Below are 22933 nucleotides of genomic sequence, written 5' to 3' on the forward strand. Positions count from 1 at the left end.
AGGTTTTAAATGTTTTTCAAGAAAAAGAAATTTTATACTCTTTTAGATATAAAAAATCAAATAGTTTTTACGCCTTTAATATTTATCTTTTTACTTTCAATAATTGCCTTTTTTTCTATATATTTCTTTTTTGAATATGAGAAAAAAAACAAAATTAATAATCTAATTCAAAATGAAAATTTTTACAAAAATGATGTTCTAAAAAGTTATATTGCAAGTATAAAATATAATACAAGTACGAGCTTTGATAATATTGAAAGTGATTTGGGTAATTATATATATGAAATAATAGGTTTCATAAAAGCTAAAATGACTAGTAATAATGAATTTGATATAGAATTATTAAAACCTCATTTAAAACAAATAGAAGCAACAAATAAAATAAAATTTTTACTTTTTGATACAAAAGAGTATACGGTTTTATTTGGTGATGAAATTTTAGAAAATCTTATAGAACTCACAAATTCAGAAAATAAAACAGATAAATTTAAAAAGTATATGCTAAGAAATATTAAATATATTGGTGACAATAATTTAATGTATAGTATAGATAATCAAAAAAGAAGTATTCAATTAAGTTATTTAAAAAATATCGAATTTTTAAATATGTTTTTAGGTGCATATTCAAAAATAGATGATATGAAACTTCTTACAAAAGATGTAATTTTAGATTCAATTTATACTAAAAGTAAAACTTTAAGTAATTCACATTTTTATTTTTATGATTTAAATGAAAAAAAAGTCTTAAATTATTATATGAATAATGAGTTAAAAGATGTAACAGAAATTAAAAATTTTGAAGATGAAAGCAAAAAAGATTTATCATATACATTTCCTAAATATCAATACAAAATTTTTATAAAAGATGGTCCTGTTAATAAAGAAAAAAAAGATATTGAAGAACAATATCAAACAAAAATTGTTATGAGTTTTTTATTAGTTGTATTTATTGCTTTATTATTAATAACAGCTGCAAATATTTTTGGAAGATTTATTAATACTATTTTTAATAGATATAATAGAAGATTGGAACAAAAGAATCTTTTATTTAAAAAGTGGAAAGAAAGATATGAGTTAGCTATCATCGCATCTAATGATGGTTTATGGGATATGGATTTGAAATCAAGAAAAATTTTCTTTTCAAATAAATGGTTAGATATGTTTGGTTATGTAAGAAACGACATTCAAGATTTTGAACAATGGATAGCTTTAATCCATAATGAAGATAAAGAAAAAGTTCTATTTGAGTATGAAAAACATATTAATAAGCAAAGTGAACATTTTGTTTGCGAATATAGGTTAAAAGGTAAAGACGGGAACTATAAATGGATTTTAGAAAGAGGAAAAGAATTTAACTCAAACAGAATGCTTATGATGTCAATGAATATAGATGAAAGAATGAGATTATCAAAAGAGTTAAGAGATGTTGAGTTATTAACTAAATTTGGAAGAATTGTAATTTTTAGATGGGGAAATGATGAAAATTTAAGCGTTAAATTTGTCTCACAAAGTATTAAATCTTATGGTTATGAAGCTAAAGATTTTGAAAAAAATATAAAATTCTTTGATTTTATTTATAAAGATGATGTGAATCAACTACTTACTGTAATAAAGAAATCAATATATAATGATGCAGATTCATTTACTTCAATTCATAGGGTTATAGACAAAGACAATAATATAAAATGGGTTTATAATAGAACAATTATAATAAAAGATGATAATGGAAATGTAATAGAATTTTATGGATATTTAAATGATATTACAAAATTAAAAATGAATGAAGCTGAATTAAAAGAAAAAGTAAAACTTCAATTAGAAAAAAATTTAGAAAAAGATAGATTACTAGTTCAGCAAAATAAACTTGCATCAATGGGTGAAATGTTAGGAAATATAGCTCATCAATGGAGGCAGCCTTTAAATAATATCAATTTACTAATTTATTTTATTAGAGATTCTTACGGTAAGATTTCACAAACTGAATTAAATGAAGTTATAAAAGATGCAAAATTACAAATTGATTATATGTCACAAACTATTGATGATTTTAGGAATTTTTATAAACCATCAAAAGAAAGAAAGATATTTGATATAAAAGATTCTATTTTACAAAGTTCAAAAATTGTACATTCCTCTTTAGAGAAAAATGCAATAAAACTAAATATATCTGGTAAATCACTTCAAATTGATAGTTTTGAAAATGAATTTGAACAGGTAATTGTGAATATATTAAATAATGCAATTGATGCAAAAATAGTAAAAAATAAAACAATTAAATTTGATGCAAAAATTGATATTAATATTTATAATGATGATAAGAATATTATAATTTCTATTTTTAATAATTGTGGAAATATTGATGAAAAAATAATTGAGCGAATTTTTGAACCATATTTTACAACAAAGTTTGAAAATCAAGGAACAGGAATAGGTCTTTATATGACAAAAGTTATTATAGAAAAGAATATGAAGGGTAAAATAGAAGCTAAAAACTTAAATGATGGGGTTGAATTTATTATAAAACTATCTGCTTAAAATAATTTAGATATAATCTAAGTATTACAAAATTTAAGAGAGTAAAAATGCAAATTTTAAAAACAAGAGTTTTATTAGTTGAAGATGAAGATTTAGCTAGAAAAACTTTATCTTTTTATTTAAATACAATTTTTGATGAAGTTGTTCTTGCTAAAGATGGTGCAGAAGGTCTTAAGTTAATAGAAGAAAATTTTGAAAAGAATGATAATTTTGACTTAGTATTAACAGATCTTAATATGCCAAATGTAAATGGTATGCAAATGATTGATGAGATTTTAGAGTTAATCCCTAATCAAAGATTTATAATCGTAAGTGCCCATAAGAATGAAGAAGATTTACTTAAGCTTATTAACTTAAGGGTTTGTGGATATTTTGTTAAACCATTAAATATTGATAATATGATGGAAATGCTACAAAAAGCTAAAGAAGAAGTTATTAAAGACAAGCAACCAAAAGAAGTAGAAAATAAAGCATTAATACCTTTAAATAATAGCTATACTTTTGATTTATCAGCAAATAAACTTTATCATAAAAATATAATAGTTAAGCTATCTAAAAAGGAATCAGAAATCCTAGATGTTCTTATTAAAAATATAGGTGAGTTGATTTCTGTTGATAAATTTAAAGAAATAGTTTGGGATGATATTAATATAAACGATTCTTCATTTAGAACGGTCATGAAAAGATTAAAAGATAAAATAAAAGATGATGATTTTATAATATCTCATAAAGGCTATGGATATATAATTGAAAAAGTATTAAGTAAATAAAAGAGCTAAGCTCTTTTATTTATTCTAAGCAGTTATTGTTTCTTTTCTCATTTTTGCTTTTTGCATTAAGTATAAAGCTATAAAAACTCCAAAACCAATTAAATATGATACATGATGATCACCTAATCCTAGTTTTGCTTCCATAATTCTTGGTAAGAACATAAATGGAACAATACTTATAAATAAGATTCTTTCTAATATATTTGTCTTAGTTATAAAATAACCCATTGTAGCACAAGAAAATGCAATCATTCCCGCAAATGCAGTAATAAAAATTACAGCTATATCTAAAGGATTCGTTATCCATACCCAGCCAATAGGATCAGATGGATTTGAAGCATCTATTCCTGAAATTAATAGTAGCTCAGGGTTAAAGAAAAACATAAATGGTAATAATGCAGTTCTTATATTATAAATGAATCCAATAACTCCTGTTTTCATAGGATCTGCTTTTGCAATACCAGCTGCTGCGTAAGCTGCAAGTCCAACAGGTGGTGTAACATCAGCTAAAATACCAAAATAGAAAACAAATAAGTGTGCAGCAATTGCAGGAACTAAGAATCCATTATCAGCAGCAAGTGTTAAAATAACAGGAGCTGTTAATGATGCCATTACAATATAGTTTGCAGTTGTTGGTAATCCCATCCCTAAAATAATAGAGATTAAAGCAGCTAACGCTAAGATAGCAAAAATATTTCCATCTGCTAAAGTTTCAACAACATCAAGTAAAACTTGTCCAAGACCAGTTAATGTAATAGTTCCTACAACGATACCAGCAAGTGCAGTTGCAATTGCAATAGGAACCATATTTTTAGCACCACTTATCATACCTGCTAAAATATCTACAAAACCACTTAGCATTATCTCTTTTGTAATCTTTTCTTTTGCTAATAAAGCTCTAAATGGATGTTGAACAACCATTAGAACCATTAATAGCATAATTGCATTAAATGCAGCACTTGCAGCACTTTGTCTTAATACAATTAAAGTGTAAAGTAAGAAGAAAATTGGAATCAAATAATGAATTCCTGTAACGAACGTTTTCCATTTTTTTGGAAGATCTTCCGGATTCATTCCTTTTAGTCCTAATTTTAATGCTTCTAGATGAACAATATAAATTAGTGCAAAATATGCAACAAATGCTGGAATAAATGCAGCAATTACAACATCACTGTAGGCCATTCCTAAAAACTCTGCCATAATAAAAGCAGCAGCTCCCATAATTGGTGGCATTAATTGACCCATTGTTGAAGCTGAAGTTTCTACTGCTCCTGCTTGTTCTGGTTTAAATCCTGTTTTTTTCATTAAAGGAATTGTAAATGTTCCAGTTGTTACAGTATTTGCAATTGAACTTCCACTCATAATACCTGTAAATCCAGATGCAACAACAGCAGCTTTTGCTGGACCTCCTCTAAATTTTCCAAGTAGTGCATAAGCTAAATTAATAAAATATTCACCAGCCCCTGCTTTATCTAAAAGAGAACCAAAAAGAACGAATAAAAATACAAATCCAGCTGAAACTCCAAGTGGAACACCAAATACACCCTCTGTTGTTAAGTACATATGTCCTGCAAGTTTATTTAAACTAGCTCCCTTATGTATAATTAACTCAGGCATATATGGACCTAAGTAAGAGTAAGCTAAAAATACAATTGCAATTATACTTAATGCTAATCCTAGGACTCTTCTTCCTGCTTCTAATAATATAACAATGGCAACTACTGCAATAAAAATATCAGCACTTGTATAATCTCCTGGTCTTAGAGAGATTTCATTATAAAAAAGTGCAATATATGAAGCTGTTCCTAAACCAATAGCAGCAAATGTATATCCAAACCATCTAATTTTTGTTAAAAAGTAAGGTTTTCTCATCATTGGGTAAATTAAAAATGCAAGTACCATACCGAATGATAAGTGAATTGATCTCGAAATTGTTGAGTTTACAGGTTCAATAACAATATATAATTGAAACATAGACCATGCAAGGGCAATTACTGAAATAAGCCAAAATTCATAATGTTGTGAACCAAAAACTCTTTGTCCTTCTAGCTCATGTAAAATGGCTTCAGTCTCATGCTCTTGTTCTTCTTCTAACTGGGAAATATTATGAGGTTTTTCTTCATAAATAGCCATGATTAATCCTTTTAAAATAGATGAGATTTTGTTTTCATACTTCATTTAAACTTTTTATTAAATGAAGTATGAAAAAGAGGTTTATCTAAGGATTTTAAATCCTTAGATAAGTAGTAATTATTTAGCTTCTAATAATCCAGCTTCTTGGAAATATTTTTTTGCACCTTCATGTAAAGGAGCAGCTAATCCTTCAAGTAAAGATTCTTTTGTAATGTCTGCATATGCAGGGTGTAATTTTTTAAATTCATCAAAATTTTCTAAGATAGCTTTAACAACTGTATAAACAGCATTAACACTTACATCGTCACTTGTAACTAATACAGCTTTAACTCCAAAAGTAGGAGTTGGTTCATCATTACCAGTGTATAATCCTCCAGGAACATCAGCTTTAGCAAAGTATGGATATTTTTTAATTAAAGAATCAACATTTGCTCCAGCAATTGGAGTAATTTTTACATCAACTGAAGTTGATGCATCTTTAATATTTGCAGTTGGATGTCCTACCATGTAAAAATATCCATCAATTTTATTATCTCTTAATGCATCTGGCATTTCAGAAGCTTTTAATGCTCCAGCAAATGCTAGGTCCTCTTTTTTGATTCCACTTGCATCAAATAGAGTTAAAGCAGTTGCTTCATTTCCAGATCCTGGATTTCCAAGGTTAATTCTTTTACCTTTTACATCCATTAAAGAGTTGATGTTTGCATCTTTTCTTGTAACTAATGTTAAAAGTTCTGGATAAATAGCCATTACTGACTTTAATTTAGGAATAGCAGCACCTTCGAAAGAACCTTGCCCTTTACTTGCTTGGTATACAACATCTGACTGTACGATACCAAAATCTAATTCACCATTTTTAATAGTATTAACATTATAAACAGAACCACCTGTTGATTCAACAGAACATCTGATTTTTGTTTCTTTTTTGTATTGATTAACTAATCTACAAATAGCTCCACCTGTTGGATAATATGTTCCAGTAACTCCACCTGTTCCTATAGTAACAAATTCAGCAGCAAATGCTGGAATTGATAACATTCCTACTAGTGTAGCTGTAACAATTTTTTTCATTTTTTCTCCTTAGTTGTAGTTATGTAAAAAGTTTTGACTTAGCACATTAGATTATTATAACACTATTTTAATTACAAAACAAATGTGATAAAAATAATAAATTATATGTAAATCGTATATTAATTACAGTTATTTGTAATTTAACATATCTAAAATGTATTTTAACTTAAACGAATATAAAAAATATTTTTAAGAAAATAAAATAAAAAGACTTGACAAATAATGACTCAATAGGTTATAATTCTTTAGCAGTTTGAGATAGTGAGTGCTAATTTATGAAAGTGGTCGTATTATGATAGATAAAAAAGAGTTTTTATTACAATCTATTATTAGAGCTTATATTGAGCATCTAGAACCTATTGGTTCAACTCAATTAAAATCTATGTATGATATTACTTATTCACCAGCAACCATTAGAGGTTACTTTAAAAAGTTAGGTGATGAGGGTTATCTTGCACAAGAGCATATAAGTAGTGGAAGAACTCCAACTACAGAAGCTTTAAAACAGTATTGGGAAACAAAACTTAATTTTAAACTAGCAGGAATAAATTTACGAGCATTAGAGTATTTTGCTTCAAATATAGGGCTGTCTGTTTTTATAAAAAAAGAAAAATCTGATGTTTTAAAAGATATTTTAAATGTTGAAAATAGATATATGATATTAGAATTTTCTTCATTTGCCATAAGTGTTAAATATTCAGATGCACTTTATAGATTTTTGAATGATATGATAGGTTTACAATTAAAAGATATTACAAGAATTTCAAAAGATGTAGGTGCATATGAGGTTTATGAATCAATAAATCAAACTTTACAAAATTCAGATTTTCAAATTTTTAATTATAAAGAGTTTTTAAATTTGGCTTTAAATTATAATTTTGATGAATACACAATAAATAATTTTTTAAAAGGACAAGTTTTAGATGAGTTGAAAGAAGGCTTGTATTTTGAAAAGCTTTTACCTTCAAACTATATTGGAATATGTAATTATTGCAAGATAAATAATGAAGATGTGAAAATGTTGGTTATTGGTGAATTACCAAAAGATTATGAATACTTTTATGAAAAAATTACAACTTTTTAGGAGATAACGTGAGTGAAGAAACAAAAGAACAAATTATAGAAGAAGAAATAAAGCAAGAAGAAACAACTTGTGAAGTAGTAGATGAAACTGTTGAAAAAGAAGAAAGCTTAGAAGAAAAAGTTGCAAGATTAGAGCAACAATTAAAAGATAGTGAAGATAAATATTATAGAGTTCATGCTGATTTTGAAAATATCAAAAAAAGATTAGAAAAAGAAAAATATCAAGCTATTGATTTTGCAAGTGAAAAATTTGCTAAAGATTTATTAGGTCCAATTGATTCTTTAGAAATGGCATTACAATCTGCAAATGCACAATTAGATGCAGCAGACTTATTAACAAAATTAAAAGAGGGAATTGAACTTACAATTAAAAATTTTAATACAACTTTTGAAAAACATAATATTTCAAAAATTGAAACAGATGGAGAATTTGATCCAAATTTACATAATGCAGTAATGAAAGTAGATAGTGATGGTCATGAAACAGGGCAAATAGTTAGTGAATTACAAAAAGGTTATTTATTAAAAGATAGACTTTTAAGACCATCAATGGTTAGTATAGCAAACTAAAAAACTGACCGTAATGTCATAAAACTAGATAGATTTGAAAAGATATAAATTAAATAAAAAATAAAACTTGATAAGGATAAAAAATGAGTAAAGTAATTGGTATAGATTTAGGAACAACAAACTCTTGTATAGCAGTTTATGAAGGTGGGGAAGCTAAGATTATCCCTAATAAAGAAGGAAAAAATACTACTCCTTCAATTGTTGCATTTACTGATAAAGGTGAAGTTTTAGTAGGTGATCCTGCAAAAAGACAGGCGATTACAAATCCAGAAAAAACTATTTATTCTATTAAAAGAATTATGGGGTTAATGATGGATGAGCCAAATGCTAAGGAAGCTCAATCAAAAGTTGGATATAAAATCGTGGATAGAAGTGGAGCAGCAGCTGTTGAAATTGCTGGAAAAGTTTATACTCCTCAAGAAATTTCAGCAAAAATTTTAGGAAAATTAAAAGCTGATGCAGAAGAATATTTAGGAACAGCTGTTAATGATGCTGTTATTACAGTTCCTGCATATTTCAATGATGCACAAAGAAAAGCGACTCAAGAAGCTGGAACAATTGCTGGTCTTAATGTATTAAGAATCATTAATGAGCCAACAGCTGCATCTTTAGCTTATGGTTTAGAGAAAAAAGGTGAAGAAAAAGTTTTAGTTTATGATTTAGGGGGAGGAACATTTGACGTTACTGTACTTGAAATTGGAGATGGTACATTTGAAGTTCTTTCAACTGATGGAAATGCATTCCTAGGTGGAGATGATTTTGATAATAGAATTATTGATTGGTTAGCGAAAGAGTTCAAAGACGAAAATGGTTTTGATGTTAAAAATGACAAAATGGCATTACAAAGATTAAAAGATGCTGCTGAAAATGCTAAAAAAGAGTTATCATCAGCTGAATCAACAGAAATCAACTTGCCATTTATTTCAATGGGAAGTGCAGGTCCTGTTCACTTAGTAAAATCATTAACAAGAGCAAAATTTGAATCTATGACTGAAGATTTAATTAATGAAACTTTAGCCCATATCAAAACTGCACTTAAAGATGCAGGATTAAATAAAGATGAAATTCAAGAAATTATTATGGTTGGTGGATCAACAAGATTACCAAAAGCAAATAAAGTTGTAAAAGAATTTTTTGGTAAAGAGTTAAATAAAGGTGTAAATCCTGATGAAGTTGTAGCTGCGGGAGCTGCAGTGCAAGCTGGAGTTTTAAAAGGTGATGTTAAAGATGTATTATTACTAGATGTTACTCCTTTATCACTTGGAATTGAAACTTTAGGTGGGGTTATGACTAAATTAATCGAAAAAGGTACAACAATTCCTGTTAAAAAATCTCAAGTATTTAGTACAGCTGAAGATAATCAACCTGCTGTTTCTATTCACGTATCACAAGGAGAAAGAGAGTTTGCAAGAGATAATAAATCTTTAGGTATGTTTGAACTTTCAGATATTCCAGCTGCAAGAAGAGGCGTACCTCAAATTGAAGTAACTTTTGATATTGATGCAAATGGTGTATTAAATGTAAGTGCTAAAGATAAAGGTACTGGAAAAGAAAACAAAATTACTATTTCAGGTTCATCTGGATTAAGTGATGATGAAATTGAAAAAATGGTACAAGAAGCAGAAGCTAACAAAGAAACAGATGCAAAAAGAAAAGCAGTGATTGAAGTTAGAAATCAAGCTGATGGACTTTTACATTCAACTAAAAAAACTTTAGAAGAAAATGAAGATGCAGTTTCTGAAGATGAGAAAAAAGCAATTATTGATGCAGCTGCTGAACTTGAAGAAGTGCTAAAAAATGATAGTGCTACTAAAGAGGAGATTGAAGCAAAAGTTAAAACTTTAACTGAAAAATCTCATAAATTAGCAGAAGCTATGTATAAAAAAGAGGGTGGAGATCAAGCAGGTGCTCAACCAAATCCAAAAGCTAAAAAAGATGACGATGACGTTATCGACGCTGAAGTAGAGTAAATCTCTACTTCATGCAAACACTTTTCATAATATTAATATTATTCCTCATCTCAATATTCTCAGTGCTTTTGTATTTCAAAACTAAAAAAGGTAGAGTAAATTCCTTAAATAGTGGAGAATGCCCAACTTGCAAAGAAACAAAAAAAACTTTTTTTGATAAAAACACAAACACTACTTTTACTCAAGAAGTAATCACAAGTAGAGTTTTAAAAAATCATGGTTGTTCCGGTGTTATAGAAGTAGAATATTCTTGTAAAAATTGTGGATTAAAAGAAGTACATTCTATTAACTCATCATCAAATTGTGGTATATGAAAAATTCAATTTTAATCATTTTATTTTCTATTTTTTTTATTGTAGGATGTTCAAGTAAAAATGAAATCAAGAAAACTGAAGTTATTGAAGAAATTGATTTTGAAGAAATTGAAGCTTCAAATAGATTAGAACAGACAAATTTCTATGCAATCGAAGGATTTTTTGAAGATGATTTAGATTATGCTTTAGATGTTTTTAAAAAGGATTGTAAGAGATCTAAAAGATATGACCTTTTTAAAGATATTTGTCACAAAGCACAATTTGAAACCGATGGAAGAAAGTTTTTTATTGTAAATTTTCAACCATACAAACTTTATGATAGTAAATCAAGTGATGAAGGAATAATCACTGGATACTATGAACCTCTTTTATATGGAAGTTTAACAAAAACTAAAAGATATAAATATCCAGTTTATAAGATTCCAAAAAATTTAATTGTTTCTGATGATCCAAAATTAAAAGATTATAAGTTAAGAGGAAAAATTGTGGATAACAAGATTGTTCCTTATGATACAAGAAAACAAATAGAAGCAAATCCAAATAATCCAAATCTAGAAGTAATTGCATATGTTGATGATAAATATGATCTATTTTCATTGCATGTTCAAGGGTCAGGTAGGATACAATTAGAAAATGGAACAATAATAAATGTGGGATATGGACAACAAAATGGGTGGCCATTTACTGGTATTGGAAATTATATGCTTGAAAAAGGCTATGTTAATAAAAATGAAATGTCAATTCAAGGAATTAAAAACTTTTTTATAAAAAATCCATTAAAAATAGATGAAGTTTTAAACATAAATGATAGTTATATCTTTTTTAGAATTTCAAAAGAGGGTGCCTCTGGAAGTCTAGGCAGTGTTTTAACTGCACAAAGAAATTTAGCTGTAGATACGCAATTTATACCTCTTGGAATGCCAGTTTTCTTAAATACAAAAAATCCAGTAACGAAAGAATCAATAAATCAACTTATGGTTGCTGCTGACGTTGGAGGCGCAATTAAAGGTGAAATTAGAGCAGATTTTTTTTGGGGATTTGGAGAAGATGCTTTTGATTATGCAGGAAGAATGAAAGAAAAGGGCAAAATGTATATCTTAATGCCTAAAAAATAGTTGTTGTTTACATACAACAACCATTTCCACAACAATTATCTCTTGCATCACTATAAAATGAAATTACAAAGTTATTAAACATTTCTTGTAATTCAAAATTATGTTTTTTACAAAAATCACTATTCATATAATTTTTCATTTCTATTGCTTTTAATAATGCTTCATCTTTTGATTCAAAAGTTAAATTATTTTTTAAATTACTATTTTTAAAGCATGAACATTGATTTGCTACAACTATTTTATACATATAAACCCTTATAAATTTTAATTGATTATTATTCGTAGGGTATCTAAATTTTTATTAAAGGAATTTAAGAAGAAAATATGGATAGAATAATAAAAAAGATAACTTTAAAAGGAAAGTAATGCACATAACAAATTTAATTTCTCAATATTTTGGAAAATTTGCAAAAAAAGAGTTCCCATTTTTTTTCCAAAAAATAATAAATGATTCATATGTTAAATTAATGAAATTAAATATGAGTGAGTTTAAAAATGCAAAATATTATAAATCTTTAAATGCTTTATTTACAAGAGAATTAGTAATAAAAAGAGAAATAGATGAATCAAATGATGTAATTATTTCACCAACAGATAGTTTGATTACAGAGTGTGGAAGATTAGATGATGATATAGCATTACAGATAAAAGGTATGAAGTATAGTGTCGAGGAATTACTTACTTATTACTGTACTTCAAATTTTGAAAAAGTAAAAAATGGTTCATTTATGAATTTTTATCTTTCACCAAAAGATTATCATAGATACCATTCTCCATGTGATTTTAAACTAAAAAAATTAATTCACGTTCCTGGAAAACTTTATCCAGTTAATTTAAAATATCTAAATAAAGAATTTGAACTTTTTGTTCAAAATGAAAGAGTTATTTTAGAGTGTGAAAATAATGGAAAAGTTTTTTATATGGTTTTTGTTGGAGCTTTAAATGTAGGTCAAATGGTATTTGAATTTGAGCAAAGAGTTGAAACAAATACAGACGCAAAAGAGATGAAAGTTTATGAATATGAAAATATTGAGATAACAAAAGGTGAATGTCTAGGTTATTTTAAAATGGGTTCAACAGTAGTTATGATTTGGGAAAAAGATTCAGTAGAAATAGATAATCTATTAAATAAAGATGTAAGATTTGGACAAAAGATTGCTAAAATTTTATAATTTGAAAAATTCAATAACAAAGTAGTAATATGAATAATAAAATATTTTTAAAAATTGGTTGGTTATTTATACTTGGACTTTTAGCTTATCTATTTTTTGTAGTATTTTTTTTATCACCTAAAATAAATACTTATTTAAGTGAAAATGAAATTAATAATTCAAAAGTTCAATTTAGTAAAATAGTTTCAATAATTAATAGCAAATCAAGAACTATTGAAGATAAAGAAAAATTGCTAAATGAAGTTCAGTTACTTCTTAATAGTACTACTTTGGGCAAAACTGGATATATTTATATTTTTGATAGCAATGGAAAAATAATTTTTGATCCAAGTGGAGAATTTGAATCAAAAGATTTTTCAACTATTCCTCTTCCAAGTGCTAATAATAATTTATTATTCGAAGAATTAAAAAATGCGTATAGTAAAAGAGTTGTTTTTGAGTATGTATGGAGTAGAGTTTATGATCCTTACAATCATAGCTATCAAAAAATTTCTTGGGTTGAATATAATCAAAAGTTAGATTGGTATATTGTCTCTTCAATTTATAAAGAAGATTTTTCTTCTTTTATTGAAGGAGTTAATTCTTTAATTTTAAATATTTCTATGCTTTTATTTGGAGTATTGGCTGTAATTGGTATTTTTATTGCAATAAAAGTTATTGTTCCTATAAATAAAATGTTTTCAGAAGTTCAAAAAGTTAGTTCAACAAAAAATGAGTTTGAAAATGGGGTTAAATCTAAAGATGAAATAGGTTTTTTAGCTTCTCAATTTAACACATTACTTGATCAAGTTGAAAATAATAGAAAAACTTTAGATGAACATGTTCAGCAAAAAACAAAAGAGATACAGAATAAACTATATATTGATGAATTAACAAATCTAAAAAATAGAACAGCACTTGAAGATGATATTAAAGATGATGATTTTGTATCTATTGCTTTAATTGATATTGATTCTTTTGATGATATAAATGAACTTTATGGATTTTCTACTGGAAATTTAGTTTTAATTGAAGTTGCAAAAGTTTTAAATGAATTTGCAACAAAATATAATGTGCATGTTTATAGATTCTATGGAAATGTTTATTGTCTTGCAGATAAAAAGATGATGGGATTCTCAAGATATGATGAATTTATAACTGAATTATGTAAGCTTTTCAAAAATAGAGCAATTCATATAGAAGAATTATCTTTAGATATTTTTATAAATATAACACTTGGTATTTCAATAGCTCAAGAAGAACCTGTTAAAACAGCAGGAATTGCTCTTAAAAAAGCAAAAAAAGCAAATATGAAATTCTTTGTATATAATAATGAAATAGATACAAAAGAAGTAATAAAAAAATCTATGTATTGGCGAGAAAAAATCAAATTGGCAATTGAAGAAGATTTAGTAACGCCATTTTATCAACCAATTTTTAATAGAGAGAAAGTAATTGTAAAATATGAAACCTTAATGAGATTAAGAGATAAAAATGATGAGGGTGAAACAATTTATTTAAGCCCATATCTATTCCTTGATATCTCAGTGAAAACAAAACAATATTTACAACTTTCAAATCAAGTTATTTCAAAAGCTTTTGCTGATTTATCAAAGACAGAAAAACAAGTTTCATTGAATCTTAGTTTTAAAGATATTTTAGATTTGGATTTCGTACAATCTTTGGATAAAAACTTAGATAAAATTGATAATGAAAAAAAACAACAAATAGTTTTTGAGATATTAGAAAGTGATTATATTACAGATTATACTTTATTAGAAGAATTCATAATAAAATATCGAGATCAAGGTATCCAAATTGCTATTGATGATTTTGGAACTGGTTATTCAAATTTCGCTCACATTTTAAAAATAAGACCAAATTATATTAAAATTGATGGTTCACTAATAAAAAATATTAATACAGAAAAAAGTTCATATGAGCTTGTTAAATCAATTATTGATTTTTCAAAAGCTTTAAATATAAAGGTAATTGCAGAGTTTGTTCATTCTGCTGAAGTGTATAAAACAGTTTTGGATTTAGGTGTAGATGAATTTCAAGGTTTTTATTTAGCAGAACCTAATAAGAAAATTGAATAATTTTACTAAACTAAAAGCTTTTTGTTGTAAAATATTGGATAAATATAAATAAAAAAGGATTAATATGTCTACAATTACTGAATTAGGAAATTTAGCATTATCGGGAACTAAAAAAGGTAAAATATCTATCTCTAATGTAACTGAGCCTTATGGAAAAGATACTCCTGATATTGTAAGTATTGGTATTTCTTTAAATGGACAAGATGTTCAATGGAAATCTCATATTCCTTATGAGAATTTAGAAGATGTAATTACTATTTTACAAAAAGCATTGGATGCAAAAAAATAAATTCCTTAAATTTATAAAATAATTTTGTGATATAATATTCTTTTAAAGAGGATTTGTTATGTCACAAAAAAAGATTATAGGTAGAAGAGAAATAATATCTATTTTAGATTTAGAACTATTTGATTTAGATGCTAAAATAGATACTGGTGCTGATTCAAACTCGTTACATTGCGATGATATTTATGTTGATGGTGAGAAATTTGTTCATTTCACATTATTAGATGAAGTTCACGCTGCTTATCATGGCAAAAAAATTAAAATGCCGCTATATAAATTAAAAAAAATTAAAAGTTCAAATGGGACAGTGCAATTAAGAGCTTCTGTTCAAGTTACAGTATCCTTTTTTGGGAAAAAGTATAAAACAATTATTAGCTTAGCGGATCGTTCTGATATGAAATATCCAATGTTAATAGGAAGAAAATTTTTGACAAACCGTTTTTTAGTTGATGTTTCAAAAGAATATCTTACAAAAACAATATAAAAAGGATTAAAATGTTAGTTTATGTGTTATCAAGAAATAAAGAATTATATTCTACAAAAAGATTAGTTGAAGAAGCTAAAAATAAAGGTTGGGAAGTAAGAGTAATTGATTATTTAAGATGTACTATTGAAATTATGAAAGGTGAGCTAGTTGTTAATTATCAAGGAAAGGTATTACCTACACCTGATGCTATAATTCCAAGAATTGGAGCAAGTAGAACTTTTTATGGAACTGCAATGGTACGGCACTTTGAAATGATGGAAGTATTTAGTACATCAGGGAACTTAGCTATTGCTAGAAGTAGAGATAAATTAAGAAGCTTACAAGTTCTATCAAGAAATGATGTTGATATGCCAAGAACTGTATTTGCTTCAAATAAATCAAATGCAAAAGATGTTATTGAATTAAGTGGCGGTGCACCATTAGTTCTTAAAATATTAGAAGGTACTCAAGGTGTTGGAGTTGTTCTTGTTGATAGTGAGAAAGCAGCAAAATCGGTTCTTGATGCATTTTATGGAATGGATGTTAACTTACTAATTCAAGAATATATTGAAGAAGCAGGTGGAGCTGATATTCGAGCATTCGTTGTAAATGGTGAAGTTGTTGGTGCAATGAGAAGACAAGGAGCTGAGGGTGATTTTAGATCAAACTTACACCAAGGTGGAAGCGCAAAATTATATAAATTAAATAGAAAAGAAAAAGCAACTGCAATTGCAGCAGCAAAGGCAATGGGACTTGGTGTTTGTGGTGTTGATATGATTCCATCGGCTAGAGGTCCTCTTGTAATGGAAGTTAATTCAAGTCCAGGACTAGAAGGAATTGAAAAATCTACGAATATTAATATTGCAGAAAAAATTATGGATTTTATTGAAAAAAGTTTAAAACCAACAGACTCAGAAAATCCACAAAAAAGAAAAATCAAAAAAGATAGTATTGGAGCTTAATAACTAATATGCCAAATTCAAAATTAATAATTGCAGATACTGAGATTTTACGTGGAACAAGAGTTACTATAAACTTAGAACTTCCAAAGCTTTATAATACTCCAACAAATCTTCCTATTAGAGTAATAAGAGGTAAAAAAGATGGACCAATAGTTTTTGTAAGTGCTGCAATTCATGGGGATGAATTAAATGGTATTGAAATAATTAGAAGATTAAGAAAATTAAGTATTCTTAATAAACTAAAAGGAACTCTAATCCTAGTTCCTATAGTTAATGTTTATGGAATAATGAATCTTTCAAGATATTTACCAGATAGAAGAGATTTAAATAGAAGTTTTCCAGGAAGCATAAAAGGATCACTTGCTAGTCGAGTAGCAAAAACATTTTTTGATGAAGTGGTTTTAAGATGTGATCTAGGAATTGATTTACACACAGCCTCAATTCATAAGTCAAATCTTCCGCAAGTTCGGACAAATATTGATAATGAATATACATTTAAATTAGCAAAGTCTTTTGGTGCTCCTGTTGTATTACACTCTGAATTAAGAGATGGTTCATTAAGAGGTACAGCACAAGACAGTGGAGTTCCTATTTTACTTTATGAAGCAGGAGAGGCGTTAAGATTTGATGAAACTTCTATACGAATTGGAGTAACAGGAATTATAAATGTTCTTAGAGAAATGCAAATGCTTCCCTCTGTATTAAAAAAGAAAGCAAGTAAATCTCCAATTATTACAAAAAATAGTAACTGGATTCGTTCAAATGAAAGTGGAATGCTCAGAACTATAAAAGCTCTTGGTGATATTGTAAAAAAAGATGAAGTTATTGCATATATAGATGAGCCATTAGATGATGATGTGTATGAAATAAAAGCTACTTTTGATGGTGTTATTATTGGAAAATCTGAAATTCCACTTGTTCAAGAAGGTGATGCAATTTTTCATATTGCAAAACTAAAAGATTTAGAAAGTGCAGAAAGTAAGTTAGAATATTTTAATGATTCTGCAATGGATGAAAGTGAATTTCATGAACTTAATAATGAAGAGATTATTGAATAAGTGAGAATAATCTTTTGTCTTTTTTTAACTTTTAATTTATATTCAAAGGATATTATAGGCTCTATTGATAAGTTGGATTTCCCTGCTTTCAATCTTGAGAATGTAGAAACAAGAATTGATACAGGTGCTACAAACTCATCTTTACATTGTACTAATATTGAAAAAATCAATGATAAATTTGTTAAATGTAATGTTTTAGGAAAAGAAAATTTTATAAAAGAAATCTCTAAAATAAAAGAAGTAAAAAGCTCAAATGGAATTTCTCAAAATAGATTTTTTATAAAAACTGAAATTATAATCTTGGGTAAAACCTATATTTCTGAATTATCACTAAATGATAGAAGTTCTATGAGTTATCCTTTTTTATTAGGTAGAGATATTTTAGCTCAAGATTTTATTGTGGATGTTAGTAAAGATAATATATCATTTAATTTAAAAGAGAGTATTAAAAATTAATACTTAATAGTCTCTCTTAATTCTTGTTTCCATAAAGCCATGCCACCAAAAAGATGAGCAGTATTTTTATATCCTTGATCAATTAAAAAGTTTCCAATAGTTCTTGTTCTGTTTGCATGGGCACAAATAAGTATAAAAGTTTGATCTTTTGATATTACTAATTTTTCAAACTCTTTCATCCAATTATCTACATCATGATTTCCATATTCATCAAAAAAAGTCATAAGGTGAGCATTTTTTATAACTCCAGTTCGTTGCCATTCATCTGCTCTTCTAACATCTATCATAACTATATTATCATCTATCATTTTTTCTACTATTCTTGGTTGTAAATCAACTAAGTCACTCATTAAATTCCTTTAAATAAAAAAGTAATATTAACATAAAACATATAATAAAAACTTATAGTAATATATAATTTTTTTGTTATAAATATTGTGTAAACAAACTCTTTACAAAGATAATATATAATACAAAAAAATATAAGGTATATTAATGAAAAAAATAATTCTGCTAATGTTTTTTAGCATTGCTTCTCTTTTTGCATACGAAGAGTTAACAGTTGATAATTTTGATGAAAAAATAAAAGATAAAAATGTTATCATTGATTTTTATGCAGTTTGGTGTCCTCCTTGTAAAATACTTGCATCAAATTTAGAAGATTTTGATGTGGTTAAGCCAGATAATGTAGAAGTTTTTAAGGTAAATATTGATGATCAAATGGTATTGGCAAAAAAATATGGAGTTTCAAAACTTCCTACTTTAGTTTATTTTAAAAATGGAAAACCTGTGAATGATTATGTTGGAATACTAAGTGTTGAAGAATTAACACAAACATCAAAAGAAAATTTTAATTAAAGATAAATAAATGAAAAAAATATTATTACTTCTTTTAGTTTTTGTTTACTCATTTTCTTTAGAATTTAGACAAGAATTTTTAGAACCAGAAGAAGCTTTTAAAACAAGTTTTACAAAAAATGAAGATAGTCTAAACTTCAAATTAGACTTAGGTAAAGATATATATTTATACGATGATAAACTAAAAGTTATCATTACAAAACCAGTAAATATAGATATAACAGAAGATCTAAATATTGCTGATCCTGTAGCTTATGAAGAGTTTATTGTTCATTTTGTCAATCAAAATATTGATATTCCATTTTCTTTACTTAAATCAAAAGTTGATTCAAATGAAGTAGAAATTGAAATCAAATTTCAAGGTTGCTCAAAAGCAGGTCTTTGTTATGCGCCAATGGGTGAAAAATATACTTTAAATCTTGATGGAATAGTTATTAAAGAGACAAAAATAGCTGAAAATAGTTCAAAAACTAAAGAAACTAAAGAAATTGTAGCTCCAGAAAATACAGATTTAAATGAAACTGATACTATTGCAAATAGTTTAAAAGATGGAAATATTTTATTAATACTTGCAACTTTTTTTGGATTTGGATTATTACTTTCTTTAACTCCTTGTGTATTTCCTATGATTCCTATTTTATCTTCAATTATTGTAGGAGCTTCTCAAAAAGAAAAAATGACAGCTAGTAAAGGATTCTTTTTATCTTTAGTTTATGTTTTATCTATGAGTGTTGCTTATACAATTGCAGGAGTAATTGCAGGAGTATTTGGAGCTAATTTACAAGTAGCTCTTCAAAATCCTTATGTTTTAGTTGTGTTTGCACTTATTTTTGTGGCACTTGCTTTTTCTATGTTTGGTTATTTTGAGATTAGATTACCTGAGTCAATTCAGACAAAATTAAATAAAACTACAGATGGAAAAGAAAAGCAAGGAGTTGCTGGAATTGCTATTATGGGATTCTTATCAGCTTTAATAGTCGGACCTTGTGTTGCTCCTCCTCTTGCAGGTGCTTTAGTTTATATTGGACAAACAGGTGATGCACTTCTTGGTGGTATGGCTTTATTTGTAATGAGTTTAGGAATGGGTGTTCCGTTATTGCTTATAGGACTTGGAGCTGGAAGATTTATGCCAAAACCAGGTGGTTGGATGGAAGGAATCACTAGAATCTTTGGAATTGTAATGTTAGGTGTTGCTATTTGGTTATTAGATAGAGTTTTAGATGCTACTTTACTTATGTATTTATGGGCTTTATTATTAATAGGAACAGCTGTTTATTTAAAAATTTATAAAAATATTTTAGCTCAAACTTTAACTGTTGTAATTTTTATTTTAGGGACTAGCTTACTTATTGGAGCAATAAGTGGATCTACAAATCCACTTAAACCATTTGATAAATTCACTTCTTCAAAAGGTGTTCAATTAACTAGCGAGAAGCTAGTTTTCACAAAAATAAAAAATATTGATGAGTTAAACTTAGCTATAAAAAATTCAAGTAAACCTGTGATGTTAGACTTTTGGGCTTCATGGTGTGTAGCTTGTAAAGAGTTAGAAGAAATTACATTTAAAGATGAAGAAGTTATAAAAAAACTTCAAGGATTTACTCTTTTAAAAGCAGATGTTACAGAAAATAATGATGATGATAAAGCTTTACAAAAACTATATGGTATTGTTGGACCTCCTGGTTTAATATTTTGGGATAAAGATAAAAAAGAAGTTAGCTCTTCAAAAATAGTTGGATATAAAAATCCTACAGATTTCTTACAAATAGTAAACAAAAATTTTTAAAAGAGGAAATTTCCTCTTTTAACTCTCTTTTTTAATAATATTTTCCTATAATAAATTTTTTAGGATTTATTATGGATTTAAATACTGATTTTTTAATCATCTTCTCTTTTATAATTTTTATTTCTTCTTTAGTTCATGGAAGCATAGGTTTTGGTTTTCCAATGATTGCAACACCACTTCTAGCAATGATAACAGATATGAAAACAGCTATTTTATATATAGCAATTCCCACACTTTTGATTAATCTAATTAGTATTTATAATGAAGGCAATTTTTTTCAAGCTGTAAAAAATTTTTATCCATTAGCATTAATGGGAATGATAGGAAGTGCAATAGGTACGCAAATACTTATTTATAGCAGTACAGATTTTTTTAAACTTTTACTAGCTCTTTCAATATTTTTATATCTTTTTATTCAAAAATTTAAAATACAAATGCATTGGATTGAAAAGAAAAAAAGATTATCAACAGTTGTCTTTGGATTCATTGCAGGTATCATTGGTGGTTTAACAAATGTAATGGCATCAATTTTGATTATTTATTCACTTGAGTCTAAACATACAAAAAAAGAAATTATTCAATCAACAAATTTGTGTTTTCTGTTTGGAAAAATTATTCAGATAGTATTATTTACAATACATGGTTCATTTAATCAAGAGCTATTAATGATTTCATTTTCTAGTTTATTACTAGTCTTTATTGCTATGTTTGTAGGATTAAAGGTAAAAGATAAGATTCCTCAAGAAGTTTATAAGAAAGTTATAAAAATTGTTTTATTTGTAATTGCGTCTTTTTTAGTTTATCAAACTATTTAAAAGAGGCTTCCCTCTTTTAAATAAATATTAAAGCACCTATGATAATAGCTGCTAAATATAAGGCTCCAAAGATAGCTCCTAGCGCCCACCATTTTCCTTGAGAAATATATCCTGCTCCATACCAAATAGGTGAAGGTCCAGTTGCATATGGTGTTATAATACCCATAACCCCAAGGCTACCTGCAAGTAAAATACTAAAAGGTATTAACTGTTCAGGAGTCATAAGTTTTACTGCAATTGCTAAGAATATTGGCATTAATGCAGTTGTGTGTGCTGTTGTACTTGCAAAGAAATAGTGTAATATGAAGAATAACACTAGCATTGAAAGTATAAGCATAGTTGGACTCATTCCTGAAAGATAAACTTCTGTACTACTTCCAATCCAATCTAAAACACCAACTTTTTTAAGTCCTGCTGCCATTGCAACAAGAGAAGCAAACCAAATAAATACGTTAAATGCTGCTTTATTTGAAATAACATCATCCCATGTAATTACATTTGCTAAAACCATGATAGATACAACTGAAATCGCAGTAGTTGTAGAATCAATATTTAACTCTGTACTAAATATCCAAAGTGCAAGAGCAACAATAGCAAGACCTGCCATTAGAAGTTCTTTTGAAGTAATTCCACCTAATTTTTTTAATTCTTCAGCAGCCCAAGCTGGAGCTTCAGGAGAAGTTTTTTGAGTTGGAGGATATACAACATAAACTAACCATGGAGTTAGTAAAAATAATGGAATCATAAGTGGTAACATAATTGAAGCCCATGCTCCCCATGAAATCAAGTGTCCTGTACCTTTATTGATTAAATCAACAGCAAGTAAATTTGGTGCAAGTGCTGTTAGGAACATAGAACTTGTTACACAAGTAGTTGCAATAGCAACCCATGAAATATAAGCTCCAAGTTTTCTTGGCTCATGTTCAGGAGTTGAATCAAAAATCAAAGGAATATTTGAAGCAACTGGATAAATAGTTCCTGCACTTCTTGCTGTATTTGATGGCATAAATGGAGATAAAATTAAATCTGAGAATGCAACTGCATATCCAAGACCAAGTGAACTTTTACCCATATATTTAATCATAATTAATGATACTCTTTTTCCAAGACCTGTTTTTTTGTAACCAAGAGCAAACATAAATGCTGCGAAAATTAACCAAATAACACTATTCGAAAATCCAGATAATGCCCATGTGATACTATCTTTTGAATTTCCAACTAATCCTAAAGTAGCAACTAGTGATACCCCTGCAAAACCTACAAGTGCTGCTGGAACTGGCTCTACAATTAACCCTACAACCACAGCAAAAAATATTGCCATAAAGTGCCATGCATTAGCACTTAGACCTTCTGGTGCTGGTATAAACCAAAATATTAGTAAAACAGCAATAGGAAGAATCAATTTAATCGTTTGACTTGACATAATGTCTCCTTT

General features: G+C 27.4%; 21 protein-coding genes. 16 read left to right on the forward strand and 5 right to left on the reverse strand.

Annotation, left to right across the window (positions count from 1 at the left end; translation table 11 throughout):
• Positions 1-9: 9 nt before the first annotated feature.
• Together ABVS04_RS08860 and ABVS04_RS08865 are read left to right on the forward strand one after the other, a co-directional pair.
• On the forward strand, positions 10-2535 hold the full coding sequence (locus ABVS04_RS08860; RefSeq protein WP_368030340.1) for a PAS domain-containing protein: 2526 nt from the start codon (positions 10-12) through the stop codon (positions 2533-2535).
• Positions 2536-2582: 47 nt separating this feature from the next.
• Complete coding sequence (locus tag ABVS04_RS08865) at positions 2583-3305, forward strand: response regulator transcription factor (protein WP_368030341.1); 723 nt, start codon at positions 2583-2585, stop codon at positions 3303-3305.
• A gap of 24 nt (positions 3306-3329) precedes the next feature.
• Here ABVS04_RS08865 and ABVS04_RS08870 read toward each other — a convergent pair whose 3' ends face one another.
• Together ABVS04_RS08870 and ABVS04_RS08875 are read right to left on the reverse strand one after the other, a co-directional pair.
• The gene (locus tag ABVS04_RS08870; protein ID WP_368030342.1) at positions 3330-5438 is read right to left on the reverse strand and encodes a TRAP transporter permease; all 2109 of its coding nucleotides are present in this window, start codon (positions 5436-5438) and stop codon (positions 3330-3332) included.
• 117 nt (positions 5439-5555) lie between these two features.
• Positions 5556-6509 (reverse strand): TAXI family TRAP transporter solute-binding subunit, encoded by a 954-nt coding sequence (locus ABVS04_RS08875; protein ID WP_368030344.1) that lies wholly within the window; start codon positions 6507-6509, stop codon positions 5556-5558.
• 292 nt (positions 6510-6801) lie between these two features.
• Between ABVS04_RS08875 and ABVS04_RS08880 the strand changes: the two genes are divergently transcribed.
• The 4 genes from ABVS04_RS08880 (at position 6802) to ABVS04_RS08895 (ending at position 11561) form a co-directional block, all read left to right on the forward strand.
• On the forward strand, positions 6802-7593 hold the full coding sequence (locus tag ABVS04_RS08880) for a heat-shock protein (protein WP_368030345.1): 792 nt from the start codon (positions 6802-6804) through the stop codon (positions 7591-7593).
• An 8-nt stretch (positions 7594-7601) separates the two neighbouring features.
• Positions 7602-8162 carry a nucleotide exchange factor GrpE gene (gene grpE, locus ABVS04_RS08885; protein ID WP_368030346.1) on the forward strand — a complete coding sequence of 187 codons (561 nt, stop codon included), beginning with the start codon at positions 7602-7604 and terminating at the stop codon, positions 8160-8162.
• Between the two features lie 83 nt (positions 8163-8245).
• Entirely contained in the window at positions 8246-10132 is a 1887-nt protein-coding gene (gene dnaK, locus ABVS04_RS08890) for a molecular chaperone DnaK (RefSeq protein ID WP_368030347.1), read from the forward strand.
• A 310-nt stretch (positions 10133-10442) separates the two neighbouring features.
• On the forward strand, positions 10443-11561 hold the full coding sequence (locus ABVS04_RS08895) for a murein transglycosylase A (protein ID WP_368030348.1): 1119 nt from the start codon (positions 10443-10445) through the stop codon (positions 11559-11561).
• A 7-nt stretch (positions 11562-11568) separates the two neighbouring features.
• On the opposite strand, the gene ABVS04_RS08900 is transcribed toward ABVS04_RS08895, so the two are convergent.
• Complete coding sequence (locus ABVS04_RS08900) at positions 11569-11808, reverse strand: hypothetical protein (RefSeq protein WP_368030349.1); 240 nt, start codon at positions 11806-11808, stop codon at positions 11569-11571.
• Positions 11809-11926: 118 nt separating this feature from the next.
• Here ABVS04_RS08900 and ABVS04_RS08905 point away from each other — a divergent pair, with 118 nt between their 5' ends.
• From ABVS04_RS08905 to ABVS04_RS08935, 7 genes are all read left to right on the forward strand, one after another.
• Positions 11927-12733: a phosphatidylserine decarboxylase gene (locus tag ABVS04_RS08905; protein ID WP_368030350.1), complete on the forward strand. Its 807-nt coding sequence runs from the start codon at positions 11927-11929 to the stop codon at positions 12731-12733.
• Positions 12734-12762: 29 nt separating this feature from the next.
• Positions 12763-14811: an EAL domain-containing protein gene (locus ABVS04_RS08910; RefSeq protein ID WP_368030351.1), complete on the forward strand. Its 2049-nt coding sequence runs from the start codon at positions 12763-12765 to the stop codon at positions 14809-14811.
• A 64-nt stretch (positions 14812-14875) separates the two neighbouring features.
• A complete protein-coding gene (locus ABVS04_RS08915) occupies positions 14876-15100 on the forward strand; it encodes a hypothetical protein (protein ID WP_368030352.1) in 225 nt (74 codons plus the stop codon).
• A gap of 58 nt (positions 15101-15158) precedes the next feature.
• Entirely contained in the window at positions 15159-15581 is a 423-nt protein-coding gene (locus ABVS04_RS08920; protein ID WP_368030353.1) for an ATP-dependent zinc protease, read from the forward strand.
• An 11-nt stretch (positions 15582-15592) separates the two neighbouring features.
• On the forward strand, positions 15593-16525 hold the full coding sequence (gene rimK, locus ABVS04_RS08925; RefSeq protein ID WP_368030354.1) for a 30S ribosomal protein S6--L-glutamate ligase: 933 nt from the start codon (positions 15593-15595) through the stop codon (positions 16523-16525).
• An 8-nt stretch (positions 16526-16533) separates the two neighbouring features.
• Positions 16534-17583, forward strand: a complete 1050-nt coding sequence (locus tag ABVS04_RS08930; RefSeq protein ID WP_368030355.1) for a succinylglutamate desuccinylase/aspartoacylase family protein — start codon at positions 16534-16536, stop codon at positions 17581-17583.
• Complete coding sequence (locus ABVS04_RS08935) at positions 17584-18039, forward strand: ATP-dependent zinc protease (RefSeq protein WP_368030356.1); 456 nt, start codon at positions 17584-17586, stop codon at positions 18037-18039.
• On the opposite strand, the gene ABVS04_RS08940 is transcribed toward ABVS04_RS08935, so the two are convergent.
• The gene (locus ABVS04_RS08940; RefSeq protein ID WP_368030357.1) at positions 18036-18389 is read right to left on the reverse strand and encodes a rhodanese-like domain-containing protein; all 354 of its coding nucleotides are present in this window, start codon (positions 18387-18389) and stop codon (positions 18036-18038) included. The two genes, ABVS04_RS08935 and ABVS04_RS08940, sit on opposite strands and share 4 nt — an antisense overlap.
• Before the next feature lie 145 nt (positions 18390-18534).
• Between ABVS04_RS08940 and ABVS04_RS08945 the strand changes: the two genes are divergently transcribed.
• The 3 genes from ABVS04_RS08945 to ABVS04_RS08955 all read left to right on the forward strand — a co-directional run bounded on the left by ABVS04_RS08945 (position 18535) and on the right by ABVS04_RS08955 (position 21498).
• Complete coding sequence (locus ABVS04_RS08945) at positions 18535-18897, forward strand: thioredoxin family protein (protein ID WP_368030358.1); 363 nt, start codon at positions 18535-18537, stop codon at positions 18895-18897.
• Positions 18898-18907: 10 nt separating this feature from the next.
• Positions 18908-20683: a protein-disulfide reductase DsbD gene (gene dsbD, locus ABVS04_RS08950; RefSeq protein ID WP_368030359.1), complete on the forward strand. Its 1776-nt coding sequence runs from the start codon at positions 18908-18910 to the stop codon at positions 20681-20683.
• 71 nt (positions 20684-20754) lie between these two features.
• Positions 20755-21498 carry a sulfite exporter TauE/SafE family protein gene (locus tag ABVS04_RS08955; protein WP_368030360.1) on the forward strand — a complete coding sequence of 248 codons (744 nt, stop codon included), beginning with the start codon at positions 20755-20757 and terminating at the stop codon, positions 21496-21498.
• A gap of 16 nt (positions 21499-21514) precedes the next feature.
• Here the strand turns inward: ABVS04_RS08955 and ABVS04_RS08960 are convergent, their stop codons facing one another.
• Positions 21515-22921 carry a DASS family sodium-coupled anion symporter gene (locus tag ABVS04_RS08960; protein WP_368030362.1) on the reverse strand — a complete coding sequence of 469 codons (1407 nt, stop codon included), beginning with the start codon at positions 22919-22921 and terminating at the stop codon, positions 21515-21517.
• Between the last annotated feature and the right edge of the window lie 12 nt (positions 22922-22933).

Source organism: Arcobacter sp. s6 (assembly GCF_040884245.1).
Classification (GTDB): Bacteria; Campylobacterota; Campylobacteria; order Campylobacterales; family Arcobacteraceae; genus Aliarcobacter.